Genomic DNA, 25721 nt, shown 5'->3' with positions numbered 1-25721 from the left:
AAGAGGATTTCTCGACGATCGGACAGTTTGGTCGAGTCTTGGAAGGATTCTTTGTGCGCGTGCAAAATGACGCACGGCTCATGAAACAATGGAACGAACGGTGCACTTCCGTCTCGTGCTAAAGGGCAAACTGTCAGCCGAAGTTATCGGTTGACGTTTCCGCCATCCGCGGTGGTGGATCGGACCATTCCTGGGAACCAGTCTTCCATTGTCTGCGTGATCCCACTGAGTGATTTTCTGCGAATCGTGGGAGCTTCGATCGGGCCGTCCACCTCAATCGTCCACAGCGTGTAGCGGTTGTCTCTCAGCGGGTTGATGACTTTGCTGAACAAGTTCTGCGGACTAACACGTGTGTTGAAAGACATGTCCAGGTGTTCGCGACGACTGAGTGTGCCACCACCTTCGAGTGCCACAAGATCACCCCAGAGCACCAAGCGGTTGAAGTTCAGGTCTTCGCCGAAAATTGAAAACTCGGTCTCTCCATTCGTGAAGGCAACGTCTTCGGTGGCTTTGATGCGAAGCAAGTTCAGCACCTGAACAAGGTATGGCAACTGGTACAGGTTGGCACCGCTGACGCTTCCACGCCCGTTTCCTTTCAGCAGATCCAAATCACCTAAACGACCTTCTAAATGAGAGTCGCCATCGAAGCGTCCTGTGATGCCCGTACGATGCTGACCAATTTCAGCAAGACAAGTCGCGATTTGTGCGTTGGCCAATGCGGCATCGATTTCAAAGTCGCCTGAAGAGAGCAGGACGCCACCGCTGAGGCTGATCTTGCCTCCGAACAAAGCACCCACGATTGGCACGCCACCGCCGTTCGGATCGGGATTGGGGGAAGGCAGTCGTGCGTTTTCACCCAGGCGAAGTTGTTCGTTGGTGATCGAGAACGGGCCGCGCAACGATGTGATCTGCAACCCATACGCGTGCATGGAATCCAAAGCGATGTTTCCGACCGCCTGCAGCACTTCGGCGTCGCGAACGCCTTGCACCTGGATTTCACCGCGTAGCGAATGGACTGGGCCCACGTCCGCGATTCGGTTGCCTTCCAATTGCAACAGGAGGTCCCAATCGATCACGGGGGTCGATGTGTCATCATTCGCCATCAACAAATTGGTCTTGCCACGGAGGCTGATTGGACCGCGCAGGTCAAGAGCACGCATCGCGCGGCCGACTTGTTCCGGCATAGCCGCCATCAACTCCTCGTCGGGAACCAAGCGACAACCACTGTGCAGATCCATCGCCAATAACCAACGTCCCGATGGATGTTGAATGCACGTGCCGTCGGCAACCATTCTCGAACCGTCGTGTCGACCACGAAGGTTGCTGATCCGGACCTCGTTGTCCCGGTATTCAACATGACCACCAACGATGTCAATTCGGTAGGGGACTGCCACGGGACGAAGACTGAGCGAGTCGGGGGTGACTTGACCGGATTCGTTTTGATCGGCAACCAGAGTCAAATCCAGTGGATTGGTGCCCGACTGATGGACGTGCACATCCAATTGGTCCAGAGTTCCACCCGGTGAGAGTGAATCCCAAATGTGACGAGTCGATTCGGGTAGCGACACGCGGAGCGATTGGTCCATCGACAAATCAGCGATCTGGAAACGAAGGTTCAGTTCCGAATCGGCTTTCATCGCTGCGGCTGGATTTGGAATCCGATACAGACCATTGCAATCGACCTTTGCCGAGCCAGCGTTGTTGGCGGTGAAACCAATCATTCGCACCAGATCGTCTTTGATCTGAACACGGCCTTCGACGTTGTACAGAGGATAGGGGAACTTGTCGTATCGAAGCGTTCCACCCGAGACACGGAAATCAAACTGACGGGATGAGTTTCCGTATGCGTCGGTTTCCAGTGTTGCCGTGGCCCACTCGATCACGCCGCGTGGACGCAATGATCGAACAAACTGTTCGACCTTCGATACCGAACGGGAGGAGCTGGTCTCGATCAATGCACCCGTCGTCGTCGAAACGCTGCCTTGATCGCTTGCTTGGGCTTCGCGCGGTGTCAGCGATGTGATCAGGGCATCGTCGATCAGGACCGATCCTTCCGTTTGAATCGTGACTTGTTTGGTATGGACTTTGGGTGCATCTGGATCAAGTCGCACCGGAACGCGAAATCCGCAATTGACTCGTTGTCCGCCGGCCCGTCCGGTGAGTTGTTCGGCAATCGCGAATCCGTTGTCGATTCGGATCGTGCCAACGAGTTGTTCGACCGGGTAGGGAAACTTGTCGAACTGCACATCGATTCCACGGATGTCGACTTCCGATTGCAATGTCCACGCTTTGGATCGAAGTGGAGCTGGGTTGCTCGCGTGGGCACGAAGGTTCAATCGTCCTTGAGCTTGGAATTTCTGCCAAAGGTCATGCAGCTTTTCGGGCATCGCTTCCGCGAAAGGGCGATCAAGTGTCAGGCCTTCTCCGGTGAAATGGAAGTCCGTCGGTCCAAGGTCAAAGCTTGTGCGAGATTGACGAACCAGCGCCGCGGTACCACGCAGCGTGCAGTGGGCGTCACCAAAATTGGCTTGCGTTGGAAAGAGTTTGATTTGTTCCGGGGTGATTTGAATTCGGCCGCGAGCTTGGCGAATCTTCGATGGCAAGCGAGGGTCGTCCAAGTTGCCATCGTGCACCACCAGGTCGAGTTCGAATTGGTCCGTTTCGTTCTGTTGGATGTACTCGGCGGAGAGGTCACCATGCAAACTGACACGGGCTTTCGCCGGCAGCCACTTGGAAATTCGCGAACGGACTCGTGCGATGATCGCGTCATCGATGTGGCAGTCTTTAATCGTTGTCTTCAGTCGCAGTTGTTCATCGGAGCCTTCCTGCAACTTGTCATACGCCAACTCGATCGGACCGCTGAAGTTGCTGTCGCCTCGCGCGAACACCAATTTGCGTTCACTAGATGATCCTGCGATCAGTGCCGATTCGTCGCTTGATGTCTCGGTTGAGATGGCGATGTCCGACCATCGAAGTTGGATCGGCTGCGTTGCCGCCGAAGTGCTTCGCGGTTCACTATTGCCGTTCAAGGCTTCTCGAGATGCAGCTGCCTCGAAGGTTACATTCGTTACCACCCCATACAGATCGATCTGCGGGCAGGCCGGTCCCATTTGTGGCAACGGGTAGAGCGTCTCCAGCGAGATGCCGTTGTCTTGGGCAACTTGCACGTTCGCAACGACACCCTCGATCGCGACACGACGCGTGGAAAGAGGGCTGTCTCCTGACATCCACTTTTGCGGGTCCAGGTCAGCGAAGACCGTGAGGCGTTCGATTTTGACGGCGGGCTGTTGCGACCACCATTTCGAAACCAGATTGGCTCGACTGGTTTTGGGGCTGATCTCGATGGATTCAAAGATCAGTCCAGTTCCGGCTTGGAACGTGCCACGTTGGATCGTCACATCCCAGTCGGCGTAGTGTTCGTCGAGTGTTTTCTCAAAGTAACGCCGGGCTTGTTCGCCGACGGTTTGAGGCAGCAACGATTGAACCAGGAAGCCAGTCAGAATGCACGTGATCACCAGGACCACTGCCGTTTTTAAACGGCCGGCTTTGCGGCGAGGCGGATTTTCCTGACCCGGTTCGGTCAAAGGCCTGTCTCCTCCTTGAGACATGGATGAGCGATTGGCTCGATCCTACCGGGTCATTTCATCGCCCAACCACCCCAAAAAGCTCGCAAAACGGTAGATCCAGGGACTCTGCCAGGGGGAGGACAGGCTGGTCGAAACTGAAAATGCACTGGCGGCGAGAAGCGCGAGTGTGAAATATCGGCCTTGGATTTTTTCACTCAACGAACTCAGCTCAGGAACCAGGCTGTAGAGCCATAGCGGAGCAAACCAGAGCATCCAACGGAAGCAAACACTGACCCCGCCGTAGTTTCGGTCTATTTCCGGACGCGCAACGTAAAACAGCAGGCAAACGACGCTCGCCAATGCGATCGCAGCGGATAGTCGCCGCATGTAGCCAGGGCCGTGACGGCATCCCGCGACCATGCCAACAGGAACGAGGAACCAAAGCGGTGTGATGGAGAAGATGCCGTAGTAGCCTAGAGTCGCGTGAAACAGGTACGCGATTCGGCTGGGTTCACCCAGATCGACGCCACGGCGTTTGTCTGTCCGCCAGTAACTTCCCGGGTAGTCGTACCAGTCGTCCCAAACGAACAAGGACCAACCGGCACCAGATCGAGCCAGTTTGTACTGGGTTTGGACGGAATTTCCTTTCGCGTCTTTCTGCTCGGCAATGACCTCATATCCGCCTTCGTTGAGTTCGCGGAGGTCGATTTCAGTCGCGGTCCGAAGTGTTTCACTGTGCGACAACGACACGTCTATTTGATTGGCCGAAGGTGTCGAGGGAAGTTCGATCACCTCAAGCTGTTCGCCTGCGCTGCGGTGCGCGTAGGGTGTTCGCAAGCTGCCATGAGCCCACACGTTTGTCGCAAAAATTCCGATCAAGACAACGCTGGCACCCAAAGCGAATCCCGGAATCGATCGAGGGTTCATCCAGCCAAACAACACCGCCCAAAGAGCCAACATGGAAAGGGCGGGCAGTTCGCAAGCGACCGCGAAGGCGGCTGAAGCTCCCGCGACAACCCAAGGGGCGAGCTTGGGGTGATATGTAATGCCAGAGAACGAATCGCTCATCTTATCGGCTGCTCGAAGGTACAACCAAAGCGTCAACGAAGTCGCCGCTGCGGCGAACAGATGATTGTTCAACGAGATTGCAAAGGGAACCATCATCGTGCCAAAGCAGGCGGCAGCGACTCCCATTCGTCTCGCGTAGTCCGATGCGCCAATCAGTTCGACGATCAACGCCATCGTCACCAAAAACACCGCGAGCACCGGCAAGTTGATCAGCATTAGAAGCAACCGAGGCACATAGATCGGTTGTTCGGTCATCGTCAGACCGGCCGTGTGGTGCACCACGCCGTAGACACCCGCAACCATTGTGACGAGTAGTGTTGGCTTGCTGCTGTAGTAATGCAGTTGGCCGTCCGAGCCGACATGACGAACCTTGTCGATCGTGTTCCAGGGCCGACGTTTGCCGTCTTCCGAACGAATTGAAATGGGGCCGTCGATCGCGAATGTGTGTTCCTCCACCAGCGAAGCGACTGTGCACCAGCGGCTTCGATCGTTCGCACTGAGGAATGCCGTGTCGCCCTCTTTGCTGGAGACGACTGCGATTCGTCCAGCAACAATGGCAAGCGTCGCGACGATCATGATCGCGTAGGTATTGCGACGATGTTGTCGCGGTATCTCGTGTTTACGCATCGTGAATCGGCCCCGTCGAATCCACATCACGCGACGAAGTCGATTGATGGTTGGGTTCGCCTAAGCCAGCCCAATCAGAAACGCTGTATCCCGATGCATTGGGAAGCAGACGAGAACTATCGGCAGTGTTCGATACGGAATTTGTTTGAGCGTCGCTCATGTTCATTATTTCTCTGCGATCGCGTGCTGCCGCGACGGAAATCACCAGCTCTGCGAGCAAGCCAGCCAAGACACACTGGGCACCAAGCAGGACAGCCAGGATGCAGTAATAGAAAATTGCGGTTGAATGGAGGTGCAGGACTTCGCCGTCGCCCATTCGAGACCAAACCCATTTGATGCTGAGGTAGGTGATGCCAACCGAGCCCACCGCGAAGCACAGCAAACCAGCGGTTCCGATCAGGTGAAGCGGTCGGCGACCGTATCCGGTCACGAGGTGGATGCTGAGTAGATCCAAAAATCCTTTGACCAGTCGCGAAACTCCGTATTTTGAAACGCCGTGTTGTCGAGCGTGATGCTGGACAACAATCTCGCCCACTCGAAAACCGCGGGCGGATGCGAGCACTGGGATGAACCGATGACGTTCGCCATACAGGTCGACTTCGGCCAAGACTTCTCGGCGATAGGCTTTGAAGCCGCAATTGTGATCGTGCAACCGAACGCCAGTCAGTGAGCTGACCAACGCGTTGAAGACTCGGCTGGGTAACACTTTGTGCCACGGGTCGTGGCGAGTTTGCTTCCAGCCACTGACCACATCGAGTCCGCCTTGGATCTTTTCCAAGAAGCGAGGAATCTCCGTCGGGTCGTCTTGCAGATCCGCATCCATCGTGAAGACAATCGACCCGCGAGCGACGGAAAAGCCAGCACTCAATGCGGCCGCCTTGCCAAAGTTGCGACGCAAACGCAATGCACTCGTTGAATGGGACTGGTCCGATGCGGTACCGCATAGCGAGACCATTTTCTGCCAAGTTTTGTCAGTCGATCCGTCATCCACGAAGACGATTTGAACGCGAACATTTTGTTCTGCACAAACTTCGAGAATGCGTCCGTGAAGCTCGGATAACGACGCCTCTTCGTTCATCGCTGGAATCACCACCGAAATTTCTTCGAGGCGATTTTGACCGGGTGCCGGCCGGCTCGGTTGCGGTTCAGGGGTCTGAAGTCCAGCCGACAAACCTGACGTGACCGGCGCTGGCGAGCCCAGCGGCGACGAGATCGGAGAGGATGAAGTGTTCATTCGCGTATAATACTCAGGTTGAAGCCCCTCGCCACCTCTGGGGGGATTGATCTTCGTTTTCTGGAGTTTCAATCCGGCATTTCGCTTCGTTGCGAATTGTTGGTTGGCTGCCTATTGTTTCGATCGATGTCACCAAGATCGTCTTTCTCGGCGATGACATTCTAAGTTTGTTTCGATCACGATGAATCAATTCCGTACTGAAGGCTGTTGCCATGTCCGAACCTGAAATCCTGTTGCGAGGTAGTCGTTTTGATGTCATCGCTTTGGACCTACCGGGTCGAGATGGTCAGTCTCACCGACGGGAATTCATTCAGCATCCCGGTGCGGTGGTGTTGTTGCCATTGGTAGACGAAGACACCGTGGTGATGATCGAAAATGAACGCCCGGCAGTGGGCGAAACTTTGCTGGAATTGCCCGCGGGAACACGCGATCCCGGTGAAGAGGTGCTGGTGACAGCGGCTCGCGAATTAGCGGAAGAAACCGGCTATCAAGCTGGTGATTTGAGCGTCGCCTGCGAGTTCTATTCGGCACCCGGGTTGGGCAACGAGTTGATGCATTTGGTCGTCGCCAAAGACCTCACCGCTGGGGAGCAACGGCTTGAGACGACTGAGCGAATCGAGACCAAATTGATGCACCGAGATCAGCTATTGAAGCTTGTGCAGACGTGTCAAATTCGCGATGCGAAAACGCTGATAGGATTGCAGGCGTTCTTGTTCCAGAAAATTTAAATTGCGACGAAAGGCGGCCGGTTGACGGGATTCGCCCAAATCTTCAGGCGGTCGAAACCGCGTTTCGAGTCAGCCGCACGTTGGTTCACCACGCCAGAAAACGTTTGATCAATTCGACGCCCGGCTCGGTCAAAAAACTTTCCGGGTGAAATTGCCAGCCTTCCAATTTGTGTTGGCGGTGCCGGACTCCCATGATTTGTCGATTTCCTCCCGTGTCCGTCCACGCTCCGACGACCAAGTCTTTTGGGACGGTGTCGGGATCAATCACAAGCGAATGGTATCGTGTGGCGGTGAATGGATTGGTCAGTCCCGCAAACAAGCCGCCATCGTCGTGATGAATTCCATCCGTCTTGCCGTGCATCAGCTCGGGGGCACGAATGATTGTCGCACCGAATGCTTCGCCGATTGATTGATGCCCCAGGCAAACTCCCAAAATCGGAAACTTGCCCGCGAACCGTCGCACGCATTCGACGCTGACCCCGGCTTCGGTGGGAGTGCACGGTCCTGGAGAGATGAGTAACCGTTCAGGGGAGAGAGATTCAATCTCGTCCGGCGACAGATCGTCATTGCGATGGACTCGGATTTCCGCCGACGGATCGATTTCACCCATTCGCTGAACCAGGTTGTAGGTGAATGAGTCGTAGTTATCGATAACCAAAATCATGGCGGCAAATCCGGGTGGCAACCCATTGGGTTGCGGAAGTGGTGGCAAGGCGGATTCTGTCGGAGCGACAAATCAGGCGGAACGGCGATGTCAAGATGAATTCGTGACATTCAAAAGGAAAGGATATTCTTGCCGAGTCAAGACGTAAACGCTCTTTAGAAGGTTCAGCCGGACAGCGTATAATGAGTGACTGACCGCGACGCGAAGCCATCTTCGCGACGAGATAGATACGAACTCTTCTTTGGACTCTTCATCGTGCTTTCGGTTCGCCCAAAAGTTGCTGAACTTGCGTTTCACTTGTTCAGTCGATCGCTGCACCCGGAACTTCTCGTTGTGCATCAAACGCGGAGGATCGAACGAGACGGCTACGATGCCAAGATCGAGGTAACCAATTGCGGTCACGTGGTCACGTTCAATTCAGCATCCAGTGCTGATTCGCCTGCGACCACGCTTTGCGAGGTTGCCACCAGTGCTCATCAACCCTTGCCATCGCGTCGTTGTTTGATTCGACAATCGCTCAAGGGAAGCCGAACGGAAGAAGCGACTTGTCGTTCGGGATTGTCTTATCGGTCTCATTTCCAGCTCGAAACGGTCGATCCGAAGATGTTCTGGATGGTGGGCCAGCAATTGGGAACTGGACCCACCGAAGGTTTGCTGCACCGTTTTGATTCGAGCGGTCGGATGGCACTCGGGGCCATCAGCTACGTCAACATTGAAACGCGTCGACGTTCCATGCTGATTCAAGCGATCCACACATTTCCTGATGACTACGCCATCGTCAAAGTGGAATCGTTGTTCACTCTGCCAGAAGCCGACGCAACTTCGGCTTGAGCACGCCGCGGACTCCGCTTTCTCAGCGACTGACTTCGCTTTCTCAGCAACTGCACGAGCAATGGAAGCCGGTGCTCGATCGCTTGATCGGAGTCATCGATCTCAAAGATGGCGTCGCGGTGCATGGCATCGCGGGAAATCGTTCGCAGTACCAACCAATCGCTGGACTGTCCGCCGACGAATGTTCGTTGCTGCACTGGTATCGGTCGATTGGAATTCGACGTTTCTATGTCGCGGATCTCAATGGCTTGATGGGGACGGGACGCCAGCGAGATGCCTTGCTCGCCTTGGTGACCGAAATTCGCCAAGAGGAAACACTGTGGATCGACAGTGGATGGACCGGTTCGATTTCGCGAATGGACCAGGAATGGTTGAGTCGCATGAATCGATCGATTGCAAATGAATCGAATTTGCGATGGATTATTGCCACGGAAACGGCAGACTCGCTTGACGTGCAGGACCGAATGTTGGAGTTCGTCAATTCATCGAACCTGACACTCAGTTTGGATTTTCGAGCCGGGCAGTTTGTTGGTCCGGAGACCGCATCGAATTGGGTCTTGGCCGCTCTCAAACGAAATATTCGCGAAGGAATTCTTTTGGACGTCGCCTCGGTTGGCAGCGAATCCGGCCCAGCTAGTGGCGAAATGTTTTCCGATTGCGTTTCGCGATTTGGCGACATGAGTTGGATCACCGGTGGTGGGATTCGCAATGTGAAGGACGTTCGTGGGCTCGTTTCAGAAGGCTATTCGGCGTTTCTGGTCGCTTCCGCGATGCTGCCGGCATTGGGGACGGGTCGCACCCCGGAAAACTCGTAGGACCAAGGCGAAATCGGGTTTTGCTGCGGCTTCGCTTGCCCATAGGCAAACTGCTATCATTAGGACGCCTGCCGTCATCAAACTTTGGATGGAGCGTCAGGTTTTTGAATTGACTCACCAAGTGAAAACAACATGGCGATGATTGATCTGACTCACGATTGGCAGTTGCTTGCACAAAATCCTGCGGGCGGATTGAATTCCAGTTCGTTGTTGTTGCTCGTCGGCGTTTTTCTGGCACTGTTCTTTGCTGCGGTGTTGGGATTCTTTTTCCTTCGCTACGGGAAGCTCTGGTTTCAGGCATTCATGTCTGATGCGGATGTGCAATTGCTGAACTTGATTCGCATGCATTTCACCAAAGTCAATCCAAACGTGATCGTGCAGGCGAAGGTGATGGTCGCGCAAGCCGGATTGAACATCGGTCGTCGCGATGGAATCAGCACGCATCGGTTGGAGGCTCACTATCTGGCTGGTGGCAACGTGATGAATGTCATCCATGCGATCATTGCTGCTCACCGAGCCCAGATTCCCTTGGAGTTCGATCAGGCGGCGGCGATTGATTTGGCTGGTCGTGATGTGTTGGACGCCGTTCAAACCAGCGTCTATCCAAAGGTCATCGATTGCCCTGACCCGAAACGTAGTGGCAAAACAACGTTGAGCGCAATCACGAAAAATGGTGTCGAGCTGCGTGTTCGCACTCGCGTCACGGTTCGGACAAACATTGAGCAATTGATCGGTGGTGCGACCGAAGACACGGTGATTGCTCGCGTGGGCGAAGCCATCATCAGTTCTATCGGATCCGCTGAGACGCATTTCAAGGTCTTGGAAAACCCAGACATGATTACCCGCGTCGTTCTTTCGCGTGGACTCGATGCACAAACCGCGTTTGAGATCGTTTCGATCGATATCGCTGACATTGATGTCGGTGAAAATATTGGTGCTCGTTTGCAGAACGATCAGGCGGAAGCGGACACTCGGGTCGCCCGTGCTCAAGCCGAACGTCGCCGGGCGGAGGCCATTGCTGCTGAGCAACAGATGAACGCCCGCGTATCCGAAAACCGTTCGCGTTTGGTTCTGGCGGAAGCCGATGTTCCTCGTGCACTCGCCGAGGCGTTTAAAGCCGGTCGTATCGGAAACGTATCCAGTGTTGCAGCGGCGGAAGGCTCGGCGTGAGTTCGGGCATTCGATCTTTGACCGGTGAGCCGGTTGAGGGACCTTTTGAACGCCATTCCTATCGGGTGCGTTTTAGTGGCGGCAACGGCTTCGAGTTGGCGGGGATCGTCGATCGACCTCGGGAACGATTGACGGGCGAATTGCTTGCCGATTCCCCCGTGGCCGTTTTCAGTCATTGCTTCACCTGCAGCAAGGATTTGAAGGCCATCGCAAGAATTTCGCGACGCTTGGCGGAATTGGGCGTTAACGTTCTGCGATTCGACATGACCGGTTTGGGCGGAAGCGACGGCGATTTTTCTCGCACGCATTTCACTTCAAATCAAGCTGATTTGAGGTCCGCGATTCAGTTTGCCGAATCCGAGTTGGGGTCGGTGACTGGTCTTATTGGGCACAGCTTCGGTGGCGCCGCTTCGCTTGCGGTTGCTTCTGATGAAGTGGCTCGACCGAAAACCTTGAAAGCCGTTGTTGCCATCGCCGCACCCAGTGATACGGTCCATCTGGCCAACTTGCTGGATCGAATGAATCCCAAGATCCAAGAAGAAGGAACGGGTGAGGTTGAGATCGGCGGTCGTCGCTGGATGATACGTCGCGAGATGCTAGACGATTTTCGAACGCATCAACTCGCCGACCAATTGCCGAAGGTACGTGCCCAGGTCATCGCATTCCATTCGCCCACGGATGAGACCGTTGGATACGACCATGCTTTAAGAATCTCAAGTTTGATCAGCAGCGAAAACGATCAACCCGGATGCAGCGTGATCACTCTTTCCGGGGCAGATCATCTTTTGATCCGGCACCCCGGGGATGCGATCTTGGTTGCCGATACCGCGGCGGCTTTTCTAAACCGTCATCGCTAGAAAACGAAGACGAATTCGTTCCAGTTCAATACGCTGAGTGCGTACAACGCGTTGGCTCGTTCTGGACCGACTTCATACTTGGCGATCAGTTCATCGATAAGATCGACGCCTTCTTTGATTTCGATTTCGAGAGCCGGACGCATCAGGACTTGTTCGATCACTGCTGCAACAAATGCCTTGGAATCCGAGTCAGCAGCCAATCGGGAGCGGACTGATTTGGCCAGCTTGTCAGCCTCTTCATGGATGAAATCACTGTTCAAAAGCGACATGGCTTGACCTGGCTGAAGCGTTGCGAAGCGTGCCTCGCAGGTCGTGTCAGGTTCGGGGAAGTCGAATGCGGACAATAGCGGAGTGAGCAACGATCGTTTGACGTGGATGTAAACGCTTCGTCGGTTGCGTTCCGCTTCACTTGAGTCGCCCCAGCCTTGGCCCGGTTTGGATTGTCCGGCTAACACTTCGGCCGAAAGACTCGGGTAGAAACTTGGGCCATAACTCTCACGATTGAGCGATTCGTTGACCGCCAGGATTGAATCGCGAACTTCTTCCGCACTCAATCTCCTGGAATCGAATCTCCAGAACAGATCGTTGCCCGGATCGATCGAACTTGATGATTCGTTGATCTCGGATGACATTTGGTATGCCTTGCTAGTGCAAATCAAACGATGCAGATCCTTCAATTTCCAGCCACCATCCACCAAGCGATTTGCAAGGTAGTCGAGCAGTTCAGGATGGGTCGGAGGAACGCCGAGACCGCCGAAGTTGTTTGGCGAGCGGACAATGCCTCGCCCGAAGTGGTGCTGCCAAACTCGGTTCGCCATCACCCGAGAGGACAACCGGTTGTCGGAACTGGTCACCCAATCCGCGAAAACACGACGGCGTTCGTCCGGCGTCATTTCTGGTGCAGTCTCTTTGAAAATCTCTGGGAAACGCGGCGTGACGGGATCGGTTGGTGAGTGAGGGTTGCCGCGGAATAGCAGAAACGTTTCCTCGATAGGACGCAGTTTGCCGAGCCCGAGGACTTGCTCGCGATCTGGAAGGTCATTGCGTTTTTCCGTGACAAGCTTCAGTGCCGCTTTGATTTCGTCGTATCGCTTGCGTTGTTCCTTTGAGAGCAGCGGACGCAGTTTCTTTTTCAAAATGCGTTCGCGTTGTCGCTTGGGGCCTTCTGTTGCACGTTGATCGGGAGCCGACATTTTAGTGATGCCGTCTTGTTCGATTTGGGTTGCTTCTTCTTCCAGCTTGCGTTGTTCGGCATCCAGTTTCGCGTACGCTTCGTTCAGCGCTGGATCGGAAACGTCGATTTGGTTGTTGGATGTTTGGTCACCTCGGGTTCCGTAACGACTGACGTCGGCGAAAAAAGCCAACATGCCGTAGTAGTCTGTTTGCGGAATCGGATCGATCTTGTGATCGTGGCAACGCGCGCAATTGATCGTCAAACCGAGGAAGGTCTGACCTGTCACCGCGACCAAGTCGTCCAGTTCGTCGTAGCGAGCTTGCAATGGGTCAGCAGGCTCATCGTCCCAAATACCCAATCGATAGTAGCCGGTCGCGGTGAGTGATTCGGTGGTGACATCATCAAGGAGGTCACCTGCAAGTTGCTCTCGAACGAATTGATCGTACGGTTTGTCTTCATTGAACGAGCGAATGACGTAGTCGCGATACTTCCAGGCGTTGGGTTTGGGGTTATCGCGTTCGAACGAATTCGTTTCGGCATAACGGACCAGGTCCAACCAGTGGCGCCCCCAGCGTTCACCATAGTGAGGCGACTGCAGCAAGCGTTCGATCAGGTTCTCGAAAGCGTCGGGGGCGGTATCGCGAAGGAAATCGGCAACTTCTTCCGGTGTTGGCGGCAAACCGGTCAGATCGAGTGTCACCCGGCGAATCAATGTTCGGCGATCTGCGGGGGCGTTCGGTGTCAGTCCCGAGGCGAGCAGTGAGTCCAGCAGAAATGCATCGACGGGATGTCCCGACTTTTCCCAATCCTGAACCACGGGGGAAATTTTTGGCGGTTCGTCATTTGATTTGGCCTGGGCCACGATGTGCTTTTGGATTGCAACAGACATGTCTGGCGGCGTCACATTCTGCACTGGTTCATACGCCCAGTGCTTGGTGAACGTGGCACCTTCTTCAATCCAACGTCGAATGAGTTCGACTTCTGCTTCACCGAGTGGTTCTCCTTCTGGTGGCATCAATTCGTAGTCTTCATTAGCGACAATACGTTCCAGCAAGTGGCTGGCGTTTGGGTCGCCCGGTACGATCAGTCGCTCGCCTGAGTCACCTTCGATGATGGATGTTTCAGCATTGTGGAGTCCCAGCCCACTTTCGGCCTGATCGGGGCCGTGGCAGGAATAGCAACGCTTCGCCAGCAATGGTTTGATTTCCGTTGCGTAATCAACTTCCGCTCGGGCTTCAGGGCTGAACGAAAAGCAGCACGCTGCTGCGAAAGCAAATCGCAGAAACGGTTTTGCCGAACCGGCCTTGTCCAGGATTCGCGGTTGGGCTGGCATCGGTTTGGTGAGCATGAGGGTGGGGCCGCAGATCGCGTTCATGCGTGACTCGTGAGGGCGAGATAGGTGGGAAAACTGGCGGTGACGCTATTTCTTAGAGTTTTAGTCGTCTCCTGGGAGCCAGTATAGCCTATCGACTCCCGTTTGCGAAACGAAAGATCTGAATCGGAACTCTCAAATGGGGATGGCAAAAAAACTGGTTCGTCTATACTTTGCGCGCTTTCAAAGCCAGCCGATCGGGCGTTTTCCCGATCAGCCCACCAAGACGACGCTGCGTGCGGCGGATTGTGGACCAGCAGGAGTCCCTGTGATCGGTCCTCAACCCCTCTGACGCCCGTCGTTTGAGGGCTGTTTTCAATGCGTTGGCTTTTCCACGACATTTGAGAGACAGAAGTAGTGTCCCAAGCAGAAACGACAAAATTGCCTTACAAGGTCAAAGACATTTCGTTGGCCGATTACGGTCGCAAAGAAATCGAGTTGGCTGAAAACGAGATGCCAGGTTTGATGGCACTTCGCAGCAAATACGGCGCGGAAAAGCCTTTGAAGGGGGCTCGAATCGCTGGTTGCTTGCACATGACCATCCAAACCGCCGTTCTGATCGAAACGTTGGTTGAGCTTGGTGCCGAAGTGACTTGGAGTAGCTGCAATATCTTCAGCACTCAAGATCACGCAGCGGCCGCGATCGCAGCGGCTGGGATTCCCGTCTATGCCTGGAAGGGTATGACCGAGGAAGAATTTGATTGGTGCATCGAGCAAACGCTGGATTTCCCGTCGGGCGAAAAACTCAACATGATCTTGGATGACGGTGGTGACTTGACCGCCATGGTTCACGATCGATTCCCTGAATTGCTGGACAACATCTACGGCATCAGTGAAGAAACCACCGCTGGCGTTCATCGCCTGGAGGTGTTGAACAAATCGGGCAAGTTGCGTGTTCCTTCGATCAACGTCAACGACTCGGCCACCAAGAGCAAGTTCGACAACCTCTACGGTTGCCGCGAATCTTTGGCGGACGGTGTCAAGCGCGCGACGGACGTCATGTTGGCCGGTAAAGTCGCCGTGGTTTGTGGATACGGTGACGTTGGCAAGGGCTGTGCTCACAGTCTGAAAAGCTATGGCTGCCGCGTTTTGGTCACTGAGATTGACCCTATCAACGCGCTTCAAGCTGCGATGGAAGGCTTCGAAGTCACCACGATGGAAGAAGCTTGCAAAGAAGGTCGTTTGTACGTCACCACGACGGGTAACAAAGACATCATCTTGGGCGAGCACATGAAGCAAATGCCCAACGATGCGATTCTTTGCAACATCGGGCACTTCGACACCGAAATTGACATCGCATGGGCTGAGCAACAAGTTGCTGATGGCAAAGCGACCGTCAGCGAAATCAAGCCATCGGACATCGGTGCAGTTGATCGGTTTACGTTCAATGACACCGGCCGAAGCATCATCATTTTGGCCAAGGGCCGATTGGTGAATCTTGGTTGTGCAACCGGGCACCCAAGCTTTGTCATGAGCAGTTCGTTCACCAACCAGGTGCTCGCTCAAATGGAGCTGTACCAGAATCGTGACAACGACAAGTACGGCGTTCAGGTTTACTTGTTGCCAAAAGAATTGGACGAAGAAGTTGCTCGTTTGCACTTGGAAGCAATCGGTGTGAAGCTGACCAAGTTGACTCAAGAGCAAGCCGATTACATCGGTGTGCCAGTCGAAGGACCCTACAAGCCAAACCACTACCGCTATTAAGCCGGTGTTTTGAAAGGCGTAGGCTCTTCGAAACAAAGCCGCGTTTGCAGAGCCAGGGCATCGCGGGAAGGCGATGCCGACGGCACTAAAGGCATGCTCAACGCCACGGAAATTTGTGGCGTTAACAATTTAAAATCAGCCGGCTGGGAAAATCCCGGTCGGCTGTTTTTGGTTGGCTGGCGACTGATGTTGTGAAGAGGTTTACATCTCCGCTGCTTCGATTGCCAATTTCACGTCTTCGTTGCCATAGATGATGGAAAGAAATGCGGGGACGTATCGATCAACCATCGCTCCACCGACATAAAGGATGTGGTCCAGGACATCGTCGTCGGGGAAGTCATCGCCCAACGGGATGGATGTTTGGTAACGCAGTTCGCCGTCTTCCATGTCAAGTTCGAAGCTTCCCACCTTCAGCCCGTAGTTGGCACGACAAACCGCTTCTGCGATCGCTCGCCGGCTGTTTTCGGGGATTTTGTTAGCTGGATGAGAGAAGACTTGGATGAGAGAGTCTTCAACCACAATCAAAACGCGAATGTCACCGTGTTTTCCGTCGAACATCATCCGGAAGAAGCTGTTTTCGCTGTCTTGCTCGTATTTGATCTCTCCACGGTCCAAATAAGCAGAAAACTGGTCGACTTGGGCAGACATCCCGGCGGCTCCTCGGTGGATGTGGTTCTGGCAATGAACGGGCGAGATTAGCCTGGCCCAATCTTTCGACGTCGATTTTCCGTTGATGGTTCGCGGCCAGGACGGCTTCGCCACTGTTTCATCATGACTGCGAAGGGCGGTGGAGTCGACCCGCATCGGTCAGTCGTGCCCCTCCGTGGAACTGGGCATCCCTGGGGAAGCATCGCGAGGGTGATTCGAGGGATTTCCCGTCGGGCAGCCTGCCTGATCGGCAAGAATTCCCAGAGCGTCCAGATCGATTGGAACCAATTTGCGACGGAAAACGTCGTATTGAGGACGTGAAAGTCCCCCTTTTCAACGGAGCGTGTCGTCATTGCTGTGGCAGACGTGCGCTCGGCAAGCCTCAAAATCGAAACATTCCACACGGGTTTGGCTGAGAATTTGGTTGAAGTGCTGGTTGGGTTTGGATCCTCCTGCGTGCCGGCTTTAACCTGAAACGGTGCGTTAAACCGTACCGATTAGCTTGACCGGCGCGGCTGTGCCGAAAAAGCTTGTCACAACGACTCCGCGTCGTCGAATAACCACCGATATCCCCCGGATTTTGGGCCCTGAGCTTTCAGGGGCAGCGACCAAAACTGGAACTCCTTCAGCTGAAGAAAATTCCGCCGATGAACTTCGACAATTCTTCCCGCCGTCCATCTGCTTCCAAACACTCGTTCCAAAGCCAGGTTCGACGACGTTTGATGTCTTGGATCCAAGGAACGTCCGCTGCACCCTCTGGTGAACCAGTCCAGCGAGGGCGTTTGCAGTTGGAGTCGTTGGAAAAACGCCAGATGATGGCTGGCGACGTCGAGCTTTTCGCAACCGAAGGGTTCTTCGGTTCTGCTGGTGAATCCTCGGCGGCGGTGGAAAGTTCGTCGACCGATCGCGGAACGTCGGATCGTGCTGCAGAAGGCGAGCCTGGGCAGGACTTGGTGCAGTTCGCGAAAGATTTGGACGCGGCTGGCGTGACGTTCTATGGTGCCCATTGGTGCCCGGCCTGTACCCAACAAAAACAATTGTTCGAGGATGGTGGCGATGACCTTCCATTCGTCGAAGTCACGTTGCCGGATCGAACACAGGATCCTCAGTTTTCGTCGTTGAACATCAGCGAGTATCCGACCTGGGTCTTTCCGGATGGGACGCGATTGACTGGGGTTCAATCGCTGCAAACTCTGAGCACGCGAAGCGGCGTTGCGATTCCAACTTCGGACAACGAAAATCCTTCGTTTGAAACGATCGATGCCCAAACTGTCGAACTTGGTTCGCCGCTGCACATTCCGATCGACGGATACGATGCTGAAGGCGGTCCGCTGACCGTGACCGTCTCGGTCGCCAACCCGAACTTGGTCGAAGCCACTGTTCTGAGCGGAAATCGTTCGCTGCGTTTGGACATGGATGGCTTTGGCGACATGGTGTTCGAATTGTTCGAGCAGCGTGCTGCTCGTCCGACCGAGCGAGTCATCGATTTGGCGAACAGCGGCTTTTACGACGGTCTGATTTTTCACCGCGTCGTCAACGGTTTCGTCATTCAAGGTGGTGACCCCACCGGTACCGGGACCGGCGGATCAAATCTGGGTGACTTCGACGACGAATTCCATCCCGATTTGCAACACAACCGAACGGGTGTGCTGTCTTTCGCGAAGTCGTCGGATGACACGAACGATTCGCAGTTCTTCATTACGGAAGTCGAAACCGATTTCCTCGACTTCAACCACTCGGTGTTTGGCCAGTTGGTTGAAGGAGAAGACGTACGCGAAGCGATCAGCAATATGCAGGTCAACAACAGCACGTCGAACAAGCCGACCACGGACATCGTGATCAACAACGCGACGGTGTTCAACGACACCGAGAACTCGGTGATCATGCTGAAGGGATTGGGCGGCACCGGCAGCACGACGGTGACGGTGACGATTACCGATTCGGACGGTAATTCGTTCGATCAAATTGTTCCGGTGACAATCACGGACCCGCCAACTGACCGCCGCAACGCTCAGCCCTACCTCGAGGACATCAACGTCCCAGCTTCGTCACCAAAGACGACACCGGTTGAGCTGCAGTTGGAAAGCTTCGACCTGGAAGGCGACGCGGTTCAGTACTTCGTCAGCGGTGGCGTGACCGGTGGTACCGCCACGGTCAATGCATCAACCGGTTTGTTGCAAGTGACGCCGGCCGCGAATGTTTCGGGGACGCAAACCGTTTCGCTGACCGTTGGAGTCGCTGCTGCGTCCAATGCTGGGTCGAATTCGGACTTGCAAAGCCTGGTCTTCACATTCACCGATAGCAACACGCAAGCACCGGCCGCGCCATCGTCTTTGGATCTGCGTTCCTCGTCTGATACGGGCAACAGCAGCGGGGACAACCTGACCAATGCAGCATCGTTGACGTTTGATGTTTCCGGAGTGACGACGGGAGCAACGGTTCAAATCATCAACACCGCGGACAACACCGTTGTCGGTGTTGGGACGGCGACGGGCGGATCGATCGCGATCACAACCAGCAACTTGGCTGCAATTGGCGATGGCACCTACAGCTTGGCGGCCCGCCAAATCGTTGGTGGTGTCACCAGTGGAACTTCGACAGCTTTGTCTGTCACATTGGATCGAACTGATCCTTCATTCACGTTGCCTGCCAACTCGAGCACAGGCAACGTTGGTGCTGCTTACCAAGCCAATCTTTCTAGTAGCGAAGAAGGCAGTGGTGCAACTTACAGCCTGACTGTTTTCCCGACCGGAGCCACGATTGGTTCATCAACAGGGATCATCAATTGGACGCCCACTGCGGCTCAGTTGGGATCGAACGATTTCACGGTCGAGATCCGCGACTTGGCGGGCAACACCTACACGGAATCGTTCTCCGTGACGATTGCAGAAGAAGCTTTGGCACGACTTGAAGTGCGTCTGACTGACTTGGACGGCAACACAATTGACTCGGTGGACGTCGGCCAGGAGTTCTTCTTGCAATTGATTGGTGTCGACGCTCGAGACCTTAGCGAGCGTGGAGGGATCTACTCCGCGTACGCCGACATCGAATTTGATTCATCGATCGCTGATTTTGTCCCTGGAACATCCATCGAGTACGACAACGATTTCGACTTCCTGCCTCGCGGAACCTTGTCCAGCGGGCTGTTCAATGAAATTGGAGCGGCGAGTAGCCGGTTCTCACCAACCAACTTGCAAGAGTCGGTGATGGCAACGGTTCGCATGCGTGCGATCTCCGATGGTTCGTTGACGTTCACCACCAATCCCGCCGACGTGAGTGCAAACGAAACGTTGTTGTTCTTCAACAACGATCGCTTGCCCGCCGGTTCGATCAACTATGGCAGCACCACACTTACCGTTGGCGATGTCACCACTAACAACCCACCGGTTGGTGTCGACGACACGTTCACGGTGATTTCGGGTTCGGGCCAGAACACGTTGGATGTATTGGCCAATGAAGCGTCCACTGCTGATCCTGGCGAAACGCTGACGATTACCGCTGTTGGTACGGCCAGCAACGGAGGCACGTTGAGCATTGCGTCCAATGGATTGTCGATCAACTACACGCCACCGGCCAACTTCATTGGAACAGATACCTTCCAGTACACGGTCAGTGATGGAACCAGCACCGACACAGTGCAAGTGACCGTCAATATCCAAAGCGATGACAACGCACCGACGGCGGTAAATGATTCGTTCCCTGCAACCGGAACGATTTTGGAAGACTCCAATGCGGTGAACTACGATGTCCTGGCGAACGACACGACGGACGCGGACAACGAATCGTTCACGATCACGGGTGTTGGATCGGCGTCCAATGGAGGTCAGGTTTCGATCGTCAACAGTGGGTCTGGGCTCTCTTACAAGCCGGCCGCCAACTTCAATGGCACTGAAACAGTGACCTACACCATCCGCGACACCGGCGGTGGATTGTCGACAGCGACGGTGACCTTCACTGTGACTGCGGTAAACGACGCTCCCCTCAGCGAAAACGTGACCGTCGACACCGTTCGCGGGACGAGCAACGAAGCGGTTCTGACGCGTGGCGATCTTCCTGCGAATGTCGACGTCGGCGAGGTGTTGCAGTTCGTCAATCTCAGCACGCCATCGGCAGGCGGGACCGTGACAGTTAGCTCAGATGGTTCGAGCATCCTGTACACGCCGCCGAGCAGCACGTTCACGGGCACCGACACATTCACTTATCAAGTGCAAGACGCTGGTGGATTGTCGAGTTCGACTGCCACCATCACGGTGAACATCGCGGATTATCTCGCTCGGGCATTCAATTTTCAGTTCGATTCGATCGGTGCTTTGTCAAGCAGTTTTTACGAAGCGGCGATCTTGTCCGGCACCAACGCACGTGGCGAATCTGTTTCGATTCCTTTGTCGGATTCCTCCGTCGTGGTTTCTGGCGGCACCATCAGTGTTCCGGACATGTTGCCTGGTTCGTACAAGTTGAGCATCCCCGCGGTTCCGTTCTTTGAAGGTGGTGAGGAAGCTCGCGAAATCGACATTGAAAGCGGCGCCGATGAATCTGACGAAAACCTTTCGTTGAGCTTTGGGCGATTGTTGCCTCAGTACATCCGGGTCAATGACTGGTTTGGTTCCGCGCCTGCTCGTCGAGTGGTCGCTGCGGTTTTGCCGGGCAGCAATGCTTTCTACATGCAGTCCAGTGGCGCTGCGGACTCGCGATTGAGTGACGTGGAATTGTCGCTCAACGCAGCCGGCACCAGCATCACTGTCAATGCGACGGAATCGACCACGGCCAACGGTGCGACCACCACGGCTCAAGTCAGTGGTACCGCCAACCTGAATGATGGAAACGCACTCGAAGTCCGCGGGCAGGTTGGTGAATTCCGTCTGTTGATCCTGAACTTCGATGAGACCGGGATCGAGCTAGAAGCACCAACATCGAGTTCCACCGCTGCCGCCAGCACTCAGTCATCCACGACTCAAGCAGCCGGCGAACCGCTTGCTTCCGCCGTGACGATGGCTGATGCAACTGTTCCGGTCAGCGAACTGGGAACCTCTCGAATTCAGAGCAGCGTGGAGCCAGCCGGTGAGCCAATCGAGGTCCTCTCAGGGGACTCCGAGAAGGTCGTGGCCGAGTCGGATGACGCCAGTCAAATCGACGCCGCGATGCCCGATGTCACCGACAGTTTGACCCGAATTTCGGACGCCGAAGACGTGGTCGCGAGCGGTGTGACAGGCCAGCCTCAATTGCTCGGCGAAGCCGTCGATGAGGTCTTGACAGGCGTTTCTGGGTCCAACTGACCCGAATTCGACCCTCGAATTCCAGAAAAGGCTGAAAAACACGGGGTTTTTGGCCTTTGGAAGGGTTGCGGAGCGACCACGCGGGACATAACACTTGTGCCGCATCGGAGGGGAATCCCAACGTTCTAACTCCTACTCACTATTTAGTTCTCCCATTTTTGCAGGTGCCGCTCATGGCCAAAGTACCGCCCAAACCGCCGACGAAGACTCAAATCATCGCCAACATTGCAGAAGAGACCGAACTGACCAAGAAAGACGTTGCTGCAGTCCTCGACTCGTTGGCCGCTGAGATTGAAAAGTCGCTGCAAAAGGGTGGCCCCGGACAATTCGCAATCCCAGGTCTTTGCAAGATCGTGTTGAAGGACGTTCCCGCCAAGCCAAAGCGCAAAGGCCGCAACCCTGCCAACGGCGAAGAAATCTGGTTGGCTCCAAAGCCCGCCAGCAAGAAGCTGACTATCCGCCCACTGAAGGGCCTGAAGGAAATGATCTGATCAATTGATCAGCTTCCTTCGAAGTTCGAATTGGCTGCCCCGCATCGCGTTCTGCGTTGCGGGGCAGTTTTCGTTTGTGGGCGAAACGTTTGCGCCGTGAAGCACCGTTCCAGGAAGCCATCGCTGAATCGGGATGCCAGCGAGAGGCAATCCCGCTATACTTCACCCGCTTTTCATCCATGATCTTTTCTCGGCGGCAACATGATCGAAACTTCCTCGAACGTCACCGCCAATGACTTGGCCGCGAAATCTGTGAACGAAGAATCCTCCGCTGAATCGACTGCTGTTCCAACCGAAGCTGTTTCGGCAGTGATGCCGGGCAATGCGACAACTCGCGGTCGGATGGGAAATTTGAAAGGCGTTCGCATTGCCGGCACGGGATCGTACGTTCCCGAACGCATTGTCACGAATGAAGACTTGGCCGCTCTGGGTTGCGACAGCGATTGGATCGTTCGCCGCACCGGCATCTTGCAACGTCGACACGCGGAGCCTGGGCAAGCGACCAGCGATCTTTGTTACGAGGCGGCGCTTCGTTGTCTTGAGAACGCGAATGTTTCGGTCGACGAGATTGACTTGATCCTGGTTGCCACGATCACACCCGACCATCCCACTCCATCGACGGCTTGTCACTTGCAACGTCGTCTCGGTGCGGTTGCACCCGCAATGGACATCGGTGCTGCGTGTGCTGGATTCATGTACGCGTTGGTCACTGGTGCCCAGTTCGTTTCCAACGGCAATGCTCGCAACGTTTTGGTCATCGGTGCTGACCTGATGAGTCGCACGGTGGATCCTGAGGACAAGAAAACCTATCCGTTGTTTGGTGATGCCGCTGGCGCAGCCCTGCTGGTGCCATCGACCCAAGACGAATGCCAATCAACAGAATGCAACGGTTCAGCAGCTGATTCCACGATCCAAACCGATGGTCTTTTGGCCTATCAGTTAGGCAGTGAAGGATGCGGTGGCGAAATGCTGTGCATTCCTGCGGGCGGATCCCGAACGCCAATTACCACCGATGGCGAAGACTCAGCCAGCCGTTATTTGCAGATGGATGGTCGTGGTGTCTTCAAGTGGGCAGTGCGAGTCTTTGACGAGAGTGCCAAGGACGTCTTGCGAGCGGCCAACGTTTCTTCGGATCAACTCAGCTTGGTTGTGTTGCACCAAGCCAATCAACGAATCATTGATTCAGCGGTTTCCGACTTGAACGTTCCGCCTGAAAAAGTGTTCGTCAATCTCGACAAGTATGGCAATACCTCCGGAGCCAGCATTCCACTCGCCCTGGACGAAGCCGCTCGAGCCGGCCGTTTGAAAGAAGGCGATCTAGTGCTGCTGTGCGGCTTCGGTGCAGGTTTGGCCTGGGGCACCGCGCTGTTTCGTTGGTAGCGAACTCAAGGACGCTCACGCTCGCGGGTGAAAGTCCCGGTGCACGCGTTGCAGGCGAGAGTGTTCGACGTGTGTGTAGATCTGGGTCGTCTGAATGCTGGCGTGTCCAAGCATCTCTTGGACCTGCCGAAGGTCAGCTCCGCCGGCCAGCAAGTGAGTTGCGAAACTATGTCGCAAACTGTGCGGGCTGATCTCGTCTGAGATCCCTGCACGCTTGGCATAGCGTTTCACTAGCCGCCACAACTGAATTCGGTCGAGTGCTTTGCCGCCTCGGGATAGAAAGAGTTCATCGATCTGTCCCGGATTTCGATCGGCCAGGATATGGCGGCTTTCTTCGAGGTACAGCTGGATCGCTCGGATCGCGCGGCCGCCAATCGGAACCATTCGCTGCTTGTCGCCTTTGCCGTGGCAACGAAGTGTCTTCTCATCGAGGGTCAGGTCGCGAACGCGAAGGGTGCAAACTTCAGAAGCTCGACAGCCGGTGGCGTAGAGTACCTCCAGCAGGGCACGATCCCGTTGCCAAAACGAATCGGACTTCTTGACCGCGGAAAGGAATGCCTCGACCTCATTTGGCGACAAGACGCCCGGCATTCGCTGCCAAGCCTTCTGTGTTGCCAGCAGCTCGGCCGGATTGTCGACCGTGATACCTTCGAGCTGCAGGTATTTGAAGAAGGTCCGAATTGCGACGATGGCCCGCGAGATGGATGCCGGAGCCAGGCCTTCGCCATGAAGCGATGCGACAAAATCAGACAATTCAGTGATTGTCAGGTCCGCAGGGCGGCGTCCGTCCATCCAAGTGACGAAACGTTTCATGTCTCGTCCGTAGGCGGCAACTGTGTTGTCGGCTAGATGACATTCCCGTTTCAGGTAAACCAAAAATTCATCACAAACCGCTTGACCGGCCGACGGAGCCACGGATTCTGTCTGTCCGGACTTCAATTGCTGCAGTTTTGTGAGTCGTTTAGCCACTCTGGTGTGCTCGACGGCGTTCAAGGACGCACTACATATGTGCTCTTCATTGGATCGATTCCAATGAGTTATCGTCTTGATGGCTCGTCGCCGCCAATGTCAATTTTTCTCGAACCATCTCCTTTTCAAGATTCTTCCATGAAAGTTTTTGTCGTCGGCGGTGCCGGGTACATCGGATCGCACGCGGTCGCATTGTTGCTCGACGCTGGTCACGAAGTCGTCGTGTTCGACAATCTGTCGCGCGGACATGCCAAATCGGTTCCGGAAGGTTTGCTGGTTGAGGGCGACCTGAACGATCAGGCGAAACTGACATCGCTGTTAAAAGAGCACTCGATCGATGCGGTGATGCACTTCGCCGCCTTCGCGGAAGTTGGTGAGTCCGTTCGTGATCCTGCGATCTACTACCAAAACAATGTCGTCGCTACGTTGTCATTGCTGGAAGCGATGCGTGCGGCGGACGTCAAGAAGATTGTGTTCAGCAGCACCACGGCAACGTACGGGCAACCGGATACCGTGCCGATTCCCGAGACGACTCCACAAAATCCGATCAACCCCTACGGATTTTCCAAGTTGGTCATCGAGAAAGCGTTGGCGGACTACGCCCACGCATACGGTTTCGCCTATGCGGCACTGCGATACTTCAACGCGGCCGGTGCTCGACCCGATGGAACGATTGGCGAGCATCATGACCCTGAGTCGCATTTGATTCCCATTGTCTTGCAGGTTGCTTTGGGGCAGCGTGAGTCGATCTCGATCTTCGGCGACGATTACCCCACGCCAGACGGAACTTGCATTCGCGATTACATCCACGTCGATGATTTGGGCGATGCTCACTTGCGAGCTCTCGATCGACTGAAACCGGGCGAAGGCATCCAAGTCAATCTCGGCACCGGCAGAGGAACGAGCGTCCGCGAGATTGTGGATGCGTGTCGTGCAGTGACTGGGCACCCCATTCCTGAAGTCATGGGCGAGCGACGTCCTGGCGATCCGGCGGAGTTGATTGCCGATGCGAAGTTGGCGGGAGAAGTTCTAGGGTGGAAGCCTCGTTACACTGACATCCAAGACATCGTGAAGACAGCATGGAATTGGCACCAAACGCACCCCCAGGTTACGACACCGTTTGAGCGACCGCTTTCGCCATCGAACCGCG

At 55.0% G+C, this 25721-nt stretch carries 16 protein-coding genes and 1 pseudogene; 10 read left to right on the top strand and 7 right to left on the bottom strand.

Features of this window, described 5'->3' with window-relative positions; translation table 11 throughout:
* Positions 1 to 143: 143 nt before the first annotated feature.
* Genes RB_RS12815 through RB_RS12805 form a run of 3 tightly spaced genes read right to left on the bottom strand, consistent with a single transcriptional unit; the run spans position 144 to position 6495 of the window.
* On the bottom strand, positions 144 to 3608 hold the full coding sequence (locus tag RB_RS12815) for an AsmA-like C-terminal region-containing protein (protein ID WP_011120847.1): 3465 nt from the start codon (positions 3606 to 3608) through the stop codon (positions 144 to 146).
* Between the two features lie 21 nt (positions 3609 to 3629).
* A complete protein-coding gene (locus tag RB_RS12810) occupies positions 3630 to 5261 on the bottom strand; it encodes a hypothetical protein (protein ID WP_231846460.1) in 1632 nt (543 codons plus the stop codon).
* Positions 5254 to 6495, bottom strand: a complete 1242-nt coding sequence (locus tag RB_RS12805) for a glycosyltransferase family 2 protein (RefSeq protein ID WP_164921957.1) — start codon at positions 6493 to 6495, stop codon at positions 5254 to 5256. The genes RB_RS12810 and RB_RS12805 overlap by 8 nt, the downstream gene beginning before the upstream one ends.
* 212 nt (positions 6496 to 6707) lie before the next feature.
* Between RB_RS12805 and RB_RS12795 the strand changes: the two genes are divergently transcribed.
* On the top strand, positions 6708 to 7223 hold the full coding sequence (locus tag RB_RS12795) for an NUDIX hydrolase (protein WP_007327748.1): 516 nt from the start codon (positions 6708 to 6710) through the stop codon (positions 7221 to 7223).
* A gap of 85 nt (positions 7224 to 7308) precedes the next feature.
* Here RB_RS12795 and RB_RS12790 read toward each other — a convergent pair whose 3' ends face one another.
* The gene (locus RB_RS12790) at positions 7309 to 7887 is read right to left on the bottom strand and encodes an anthranilate synthase component II (RefSeq protein ID WP_007333306.1); all 579 of its coding nucleotides are present in this window, start codon (positions 7885 to 7887) and stop codon (positions 7309 to 7311) included.
* A 186-nt stretch (positions 7888 to 8073) separates the two neighbouring features.
* On the opposite strand from RB_RS12790, the gene RB_RS12785 reads away from it, so the two are divergent.
* The 4 genes from RB_RS12785 to RB_RS12770 all read left to right on the top strand — a co-directional run bounded on the left by RB_RS12785 (position 8074) and on the right by RB_RS12770 (position 11560).
* Positions 8074 to 8718 (top strand): DUF2617 family protein, encoded by a 645-nt coding sequence (locus tag RB_RS12785; protein WP_164921956.1) that lies wholly within the window; start codon positions 8074 to 8076, stop codon positions 8716 to 8718.
* Positions 8715 to 9533, top strand: a complete 819-nt coding sequence (locus RB_RS12780) for a HisA/HisF-related TIM barrel protein (RefSeq protein ID WP_011120841.1) — start codon at positions 8715 to 8717, stop codon at positions 9531 to 9533. The genes RB_RS12785 and RB_RS12780 overlap by 4 nt, the downstream gene beginning before the upstream one ends.
* 132 nt (positions 9534 to 9665) lie before the next feature.
* Complete coding sequence (gene floA, locus RB_RS12775) at positions 9666 to 10703, top strand: flotillin-like protein FloA (protein ID WP_007327752.1); 1038 nt, start codon at positions 9666 to 9668, stop codon at positions 10701 to 10703.
* Complete coding sequence (locus tag RB_RS12770; RefSeq protein WP_164921955.1) at positions 10700 to 11560, top strand: alpha/beta hydrolase; 861 nt, start codon at positions 10700 to 10702, stop codon at positions 11558 to 11560. The genes floA and RB_RS12770 overlap by 4 nt, the downstream gene beginning before the upstream one ends.
* Here RB_RS12770 and RB_RS12765 read toward each other — a convergent pair.
* Positions 11557 to 14109, bottom strand: a complete 2553-nt coding sequence (locus tag RB_RS12765) for a DUF1549 domain-containing protein (RefSeq protein WP_011120839.1) — start codon at positions 14107 to 14109, stop codon at positions 11557 to 11559. The genes RB_RS12770 and RB_RS12765 overlap by 4 nt on opposite strands.
* A gap of 354 nt (positions 14110 to 14463) precedes the next feature.
* Here RB_RS12765 and ahcY point away from each other — a divergent pair, with 354 nt between their 5' ends.
* Positions 14464 to 15810 (top strand): adenosylhomocysteinase, encoded by a 1347-nt coding sequence (gene ahcY, locus RB_RS12760; protein WP_007327756.1) that lies wholly within the window; start codon positions 14464 to 14466, stop codon positions 15808 to 15810.
* Positions 15811 to 16011: 201 nt separating this feature from the next.
* Here the strand turns inward: ahcY and RB_RS12755 are convergent, their stop codons facing one another.
* The gene (locus RB_RS12755) at positions 16012 to 16458 is read right to left on the bottom strand and encodes a YbjN domain-containing protein (RefSeq protein ID WP_231846458.1); all 447 of its coding nucleotides are present in this window, start codon (positions 16456 to 16458) and stop codon (positions 16012 to 16014) included.
* Between the two features lie 647 nt (positions 16459 to 17105).
* On the opposite strand from RB_RS12755, the gene RB_RS12750 reads away from it, so the two are divergent.
* The 3 genes from RB_RS12750 (at position 17106) to RB_RS12740 (ending at position 23602) form a co-directional block, all read left to right on the top strand.
* Positions 17106 to 21731: an Ig-like domain-containing protein gene (locus RB_RS12750; protein WP_011120834.1), complete on the top strand. Its 4626-nt coding sequence runs from the start codon at positions 17106 to 17108 to the stop codon at positions 21729 to 21731.
* 173 nt (positions 21732 to 21904) lie between these two features.
* A complete protein-coding gene (locus tag RB_RS12745) occupies positions 21905 to 22222 on the top strand; it encodes an HU family DNA-binding protein (RefSeq protein WP_007329747.1) in 318 nt (105 codons plus the stop codon).
* 201 nt (positions 22223 to 22423) lie between these two features.
* The gene (locus RB_RS12740; protein ID WP_164921954.1) at positions 22424 to 23602 is read left to right on the top strand and encodes a beta-ketoacyl-ACP synthase III; all 1179 of its coding nucleotides are present in this window, start codon (positions 22424 to 22426) and stop codon (positions 23600 to 23602) included.
* Between the two features lie 15 nt (positions 23603 to 23617).
* On the opposite strand, the gene xerD is transcribed toward RB_RS12740, so the two are convergent.
* The gene (gene xerD, locus RB_RS12735) at positions 23618 to 24571 is read right to left on the bottom strand and encodes a site-specific tyrosine recombinase XerD (RefSeq protein ID WP_164921953.1); all 954 of its coding nucleotides are present in this window, start codon (positions 24569 to 24571) and stop codon (positions 23618 to 23620) included.
* Between the two features lie 39 nt (positions 24572 to 24610).
* On the opposite strand from xerD, the pseudogene galE reads away from it, so the two are divergent.
* Positions 24611 to 25695: pseudogene (galE, locus tag RB_RS12730) on the top strand (UDP-glucose 4-epimerase GalE).
* Positions 25696 to 25721 lie beyond the last annotated feature (26 nt).

Source organism: Rhodopirellula baltica SH 1 (assembly GCF_000196115.1).
GTDB classification, from domain to species: Bacteria; Planctomycetota; Planctomycetia; order Pirellulales; family Pirellulaceae; genus Rhodopirellula; species Rhodopirellula baltica.
Note: the sequence above shows the minus strand (reverse complement) of the source record. Positions and strands in the feature narration are given on the sequence as shown.

What these genes read in the sequence shown, in the direction of transcription:
- RB_RS12745 (WP_007329747.1), top strand. Translation starts at nt 21,905, where the DNA reads ATGGCCAAAGTACCGCCCAAACCGCCGACGAAGACTCAAATCATCGCC.
- RB_RS12750 (WP_011120834.1), top strand. Translation starts at nt 17,106, where the DNA reads ATGAACTTCGACAATTCTTCCCGCCGTCCATCTGCTTCCAAACACTCG.
- RB_RS12755 (WP_231846458.1), bottom strand. Translation starts at nt 16,458, where the DNA reads ATGTCTGCCCAAGTCGACCAGTTTTCTGCTTATTTGGACCGTGGAGAG.
- RB_RS12805 (WP_164921957.1), bottom strand. Translation starts at nt 6,495, where the DNA reads ATGAACACTTCATCCTCTCCGATCTCGTCGCCGCTGGGCTCGCCAGCG.
- RB_RS12790 (WP_007333306.1), bottom strand. Translation starts at nt 7,887, where the DNA reads ATGATTTTGGTTATCGATAACTACGACTCATTCACCTACAACCTGGTT.
- RB_RS12765 (WP_011120839.1), bottom strand. Translation starts at nt 14,109, where the DNA reads ATGAACGCGATCTGCGGCCCCACCCTCATGCTCACCAAACCGATGCCA.
- floA (WP_007327752.1), top strand. Translation starts at nt 9,666, where the DNA reads ATGGCGATGATTGATCTGACTCACGATTGGCAGTTGCTTGCACAAAAT.
- RB_RS12815 (WP_011120847.1), bottom strand. Translation starts at nt 3,608, where the DNA reads ATGTCTCAAGGAGGAGACAGGCCTTTGACCGAACCGGGTCAGGAAAAT.
- RB_RS12740 (WP_164921954.1), top strand. Translation starts at nt 22,424, where the DNA reads ATGATCGAAACTTCCTCGAACGTCACCGCCAATGACTTGGCCGCGAAA.
- RB_RS12810 (WP_231846460.1), bottom strand. Translation starts at nt 5,261, where the DNA reads ATGCGTAAACACGAGATACCGCGACAACATCGTCGCAATACCTACGCG.
- RB_RS12795 (WP_007327748.1), top strand. Translation starts at nt 6,708, where the DNA reads ATGTCCGAACCTGAAATCCTGTTGCGAGGTAGTCGTTTTGATGTCATC.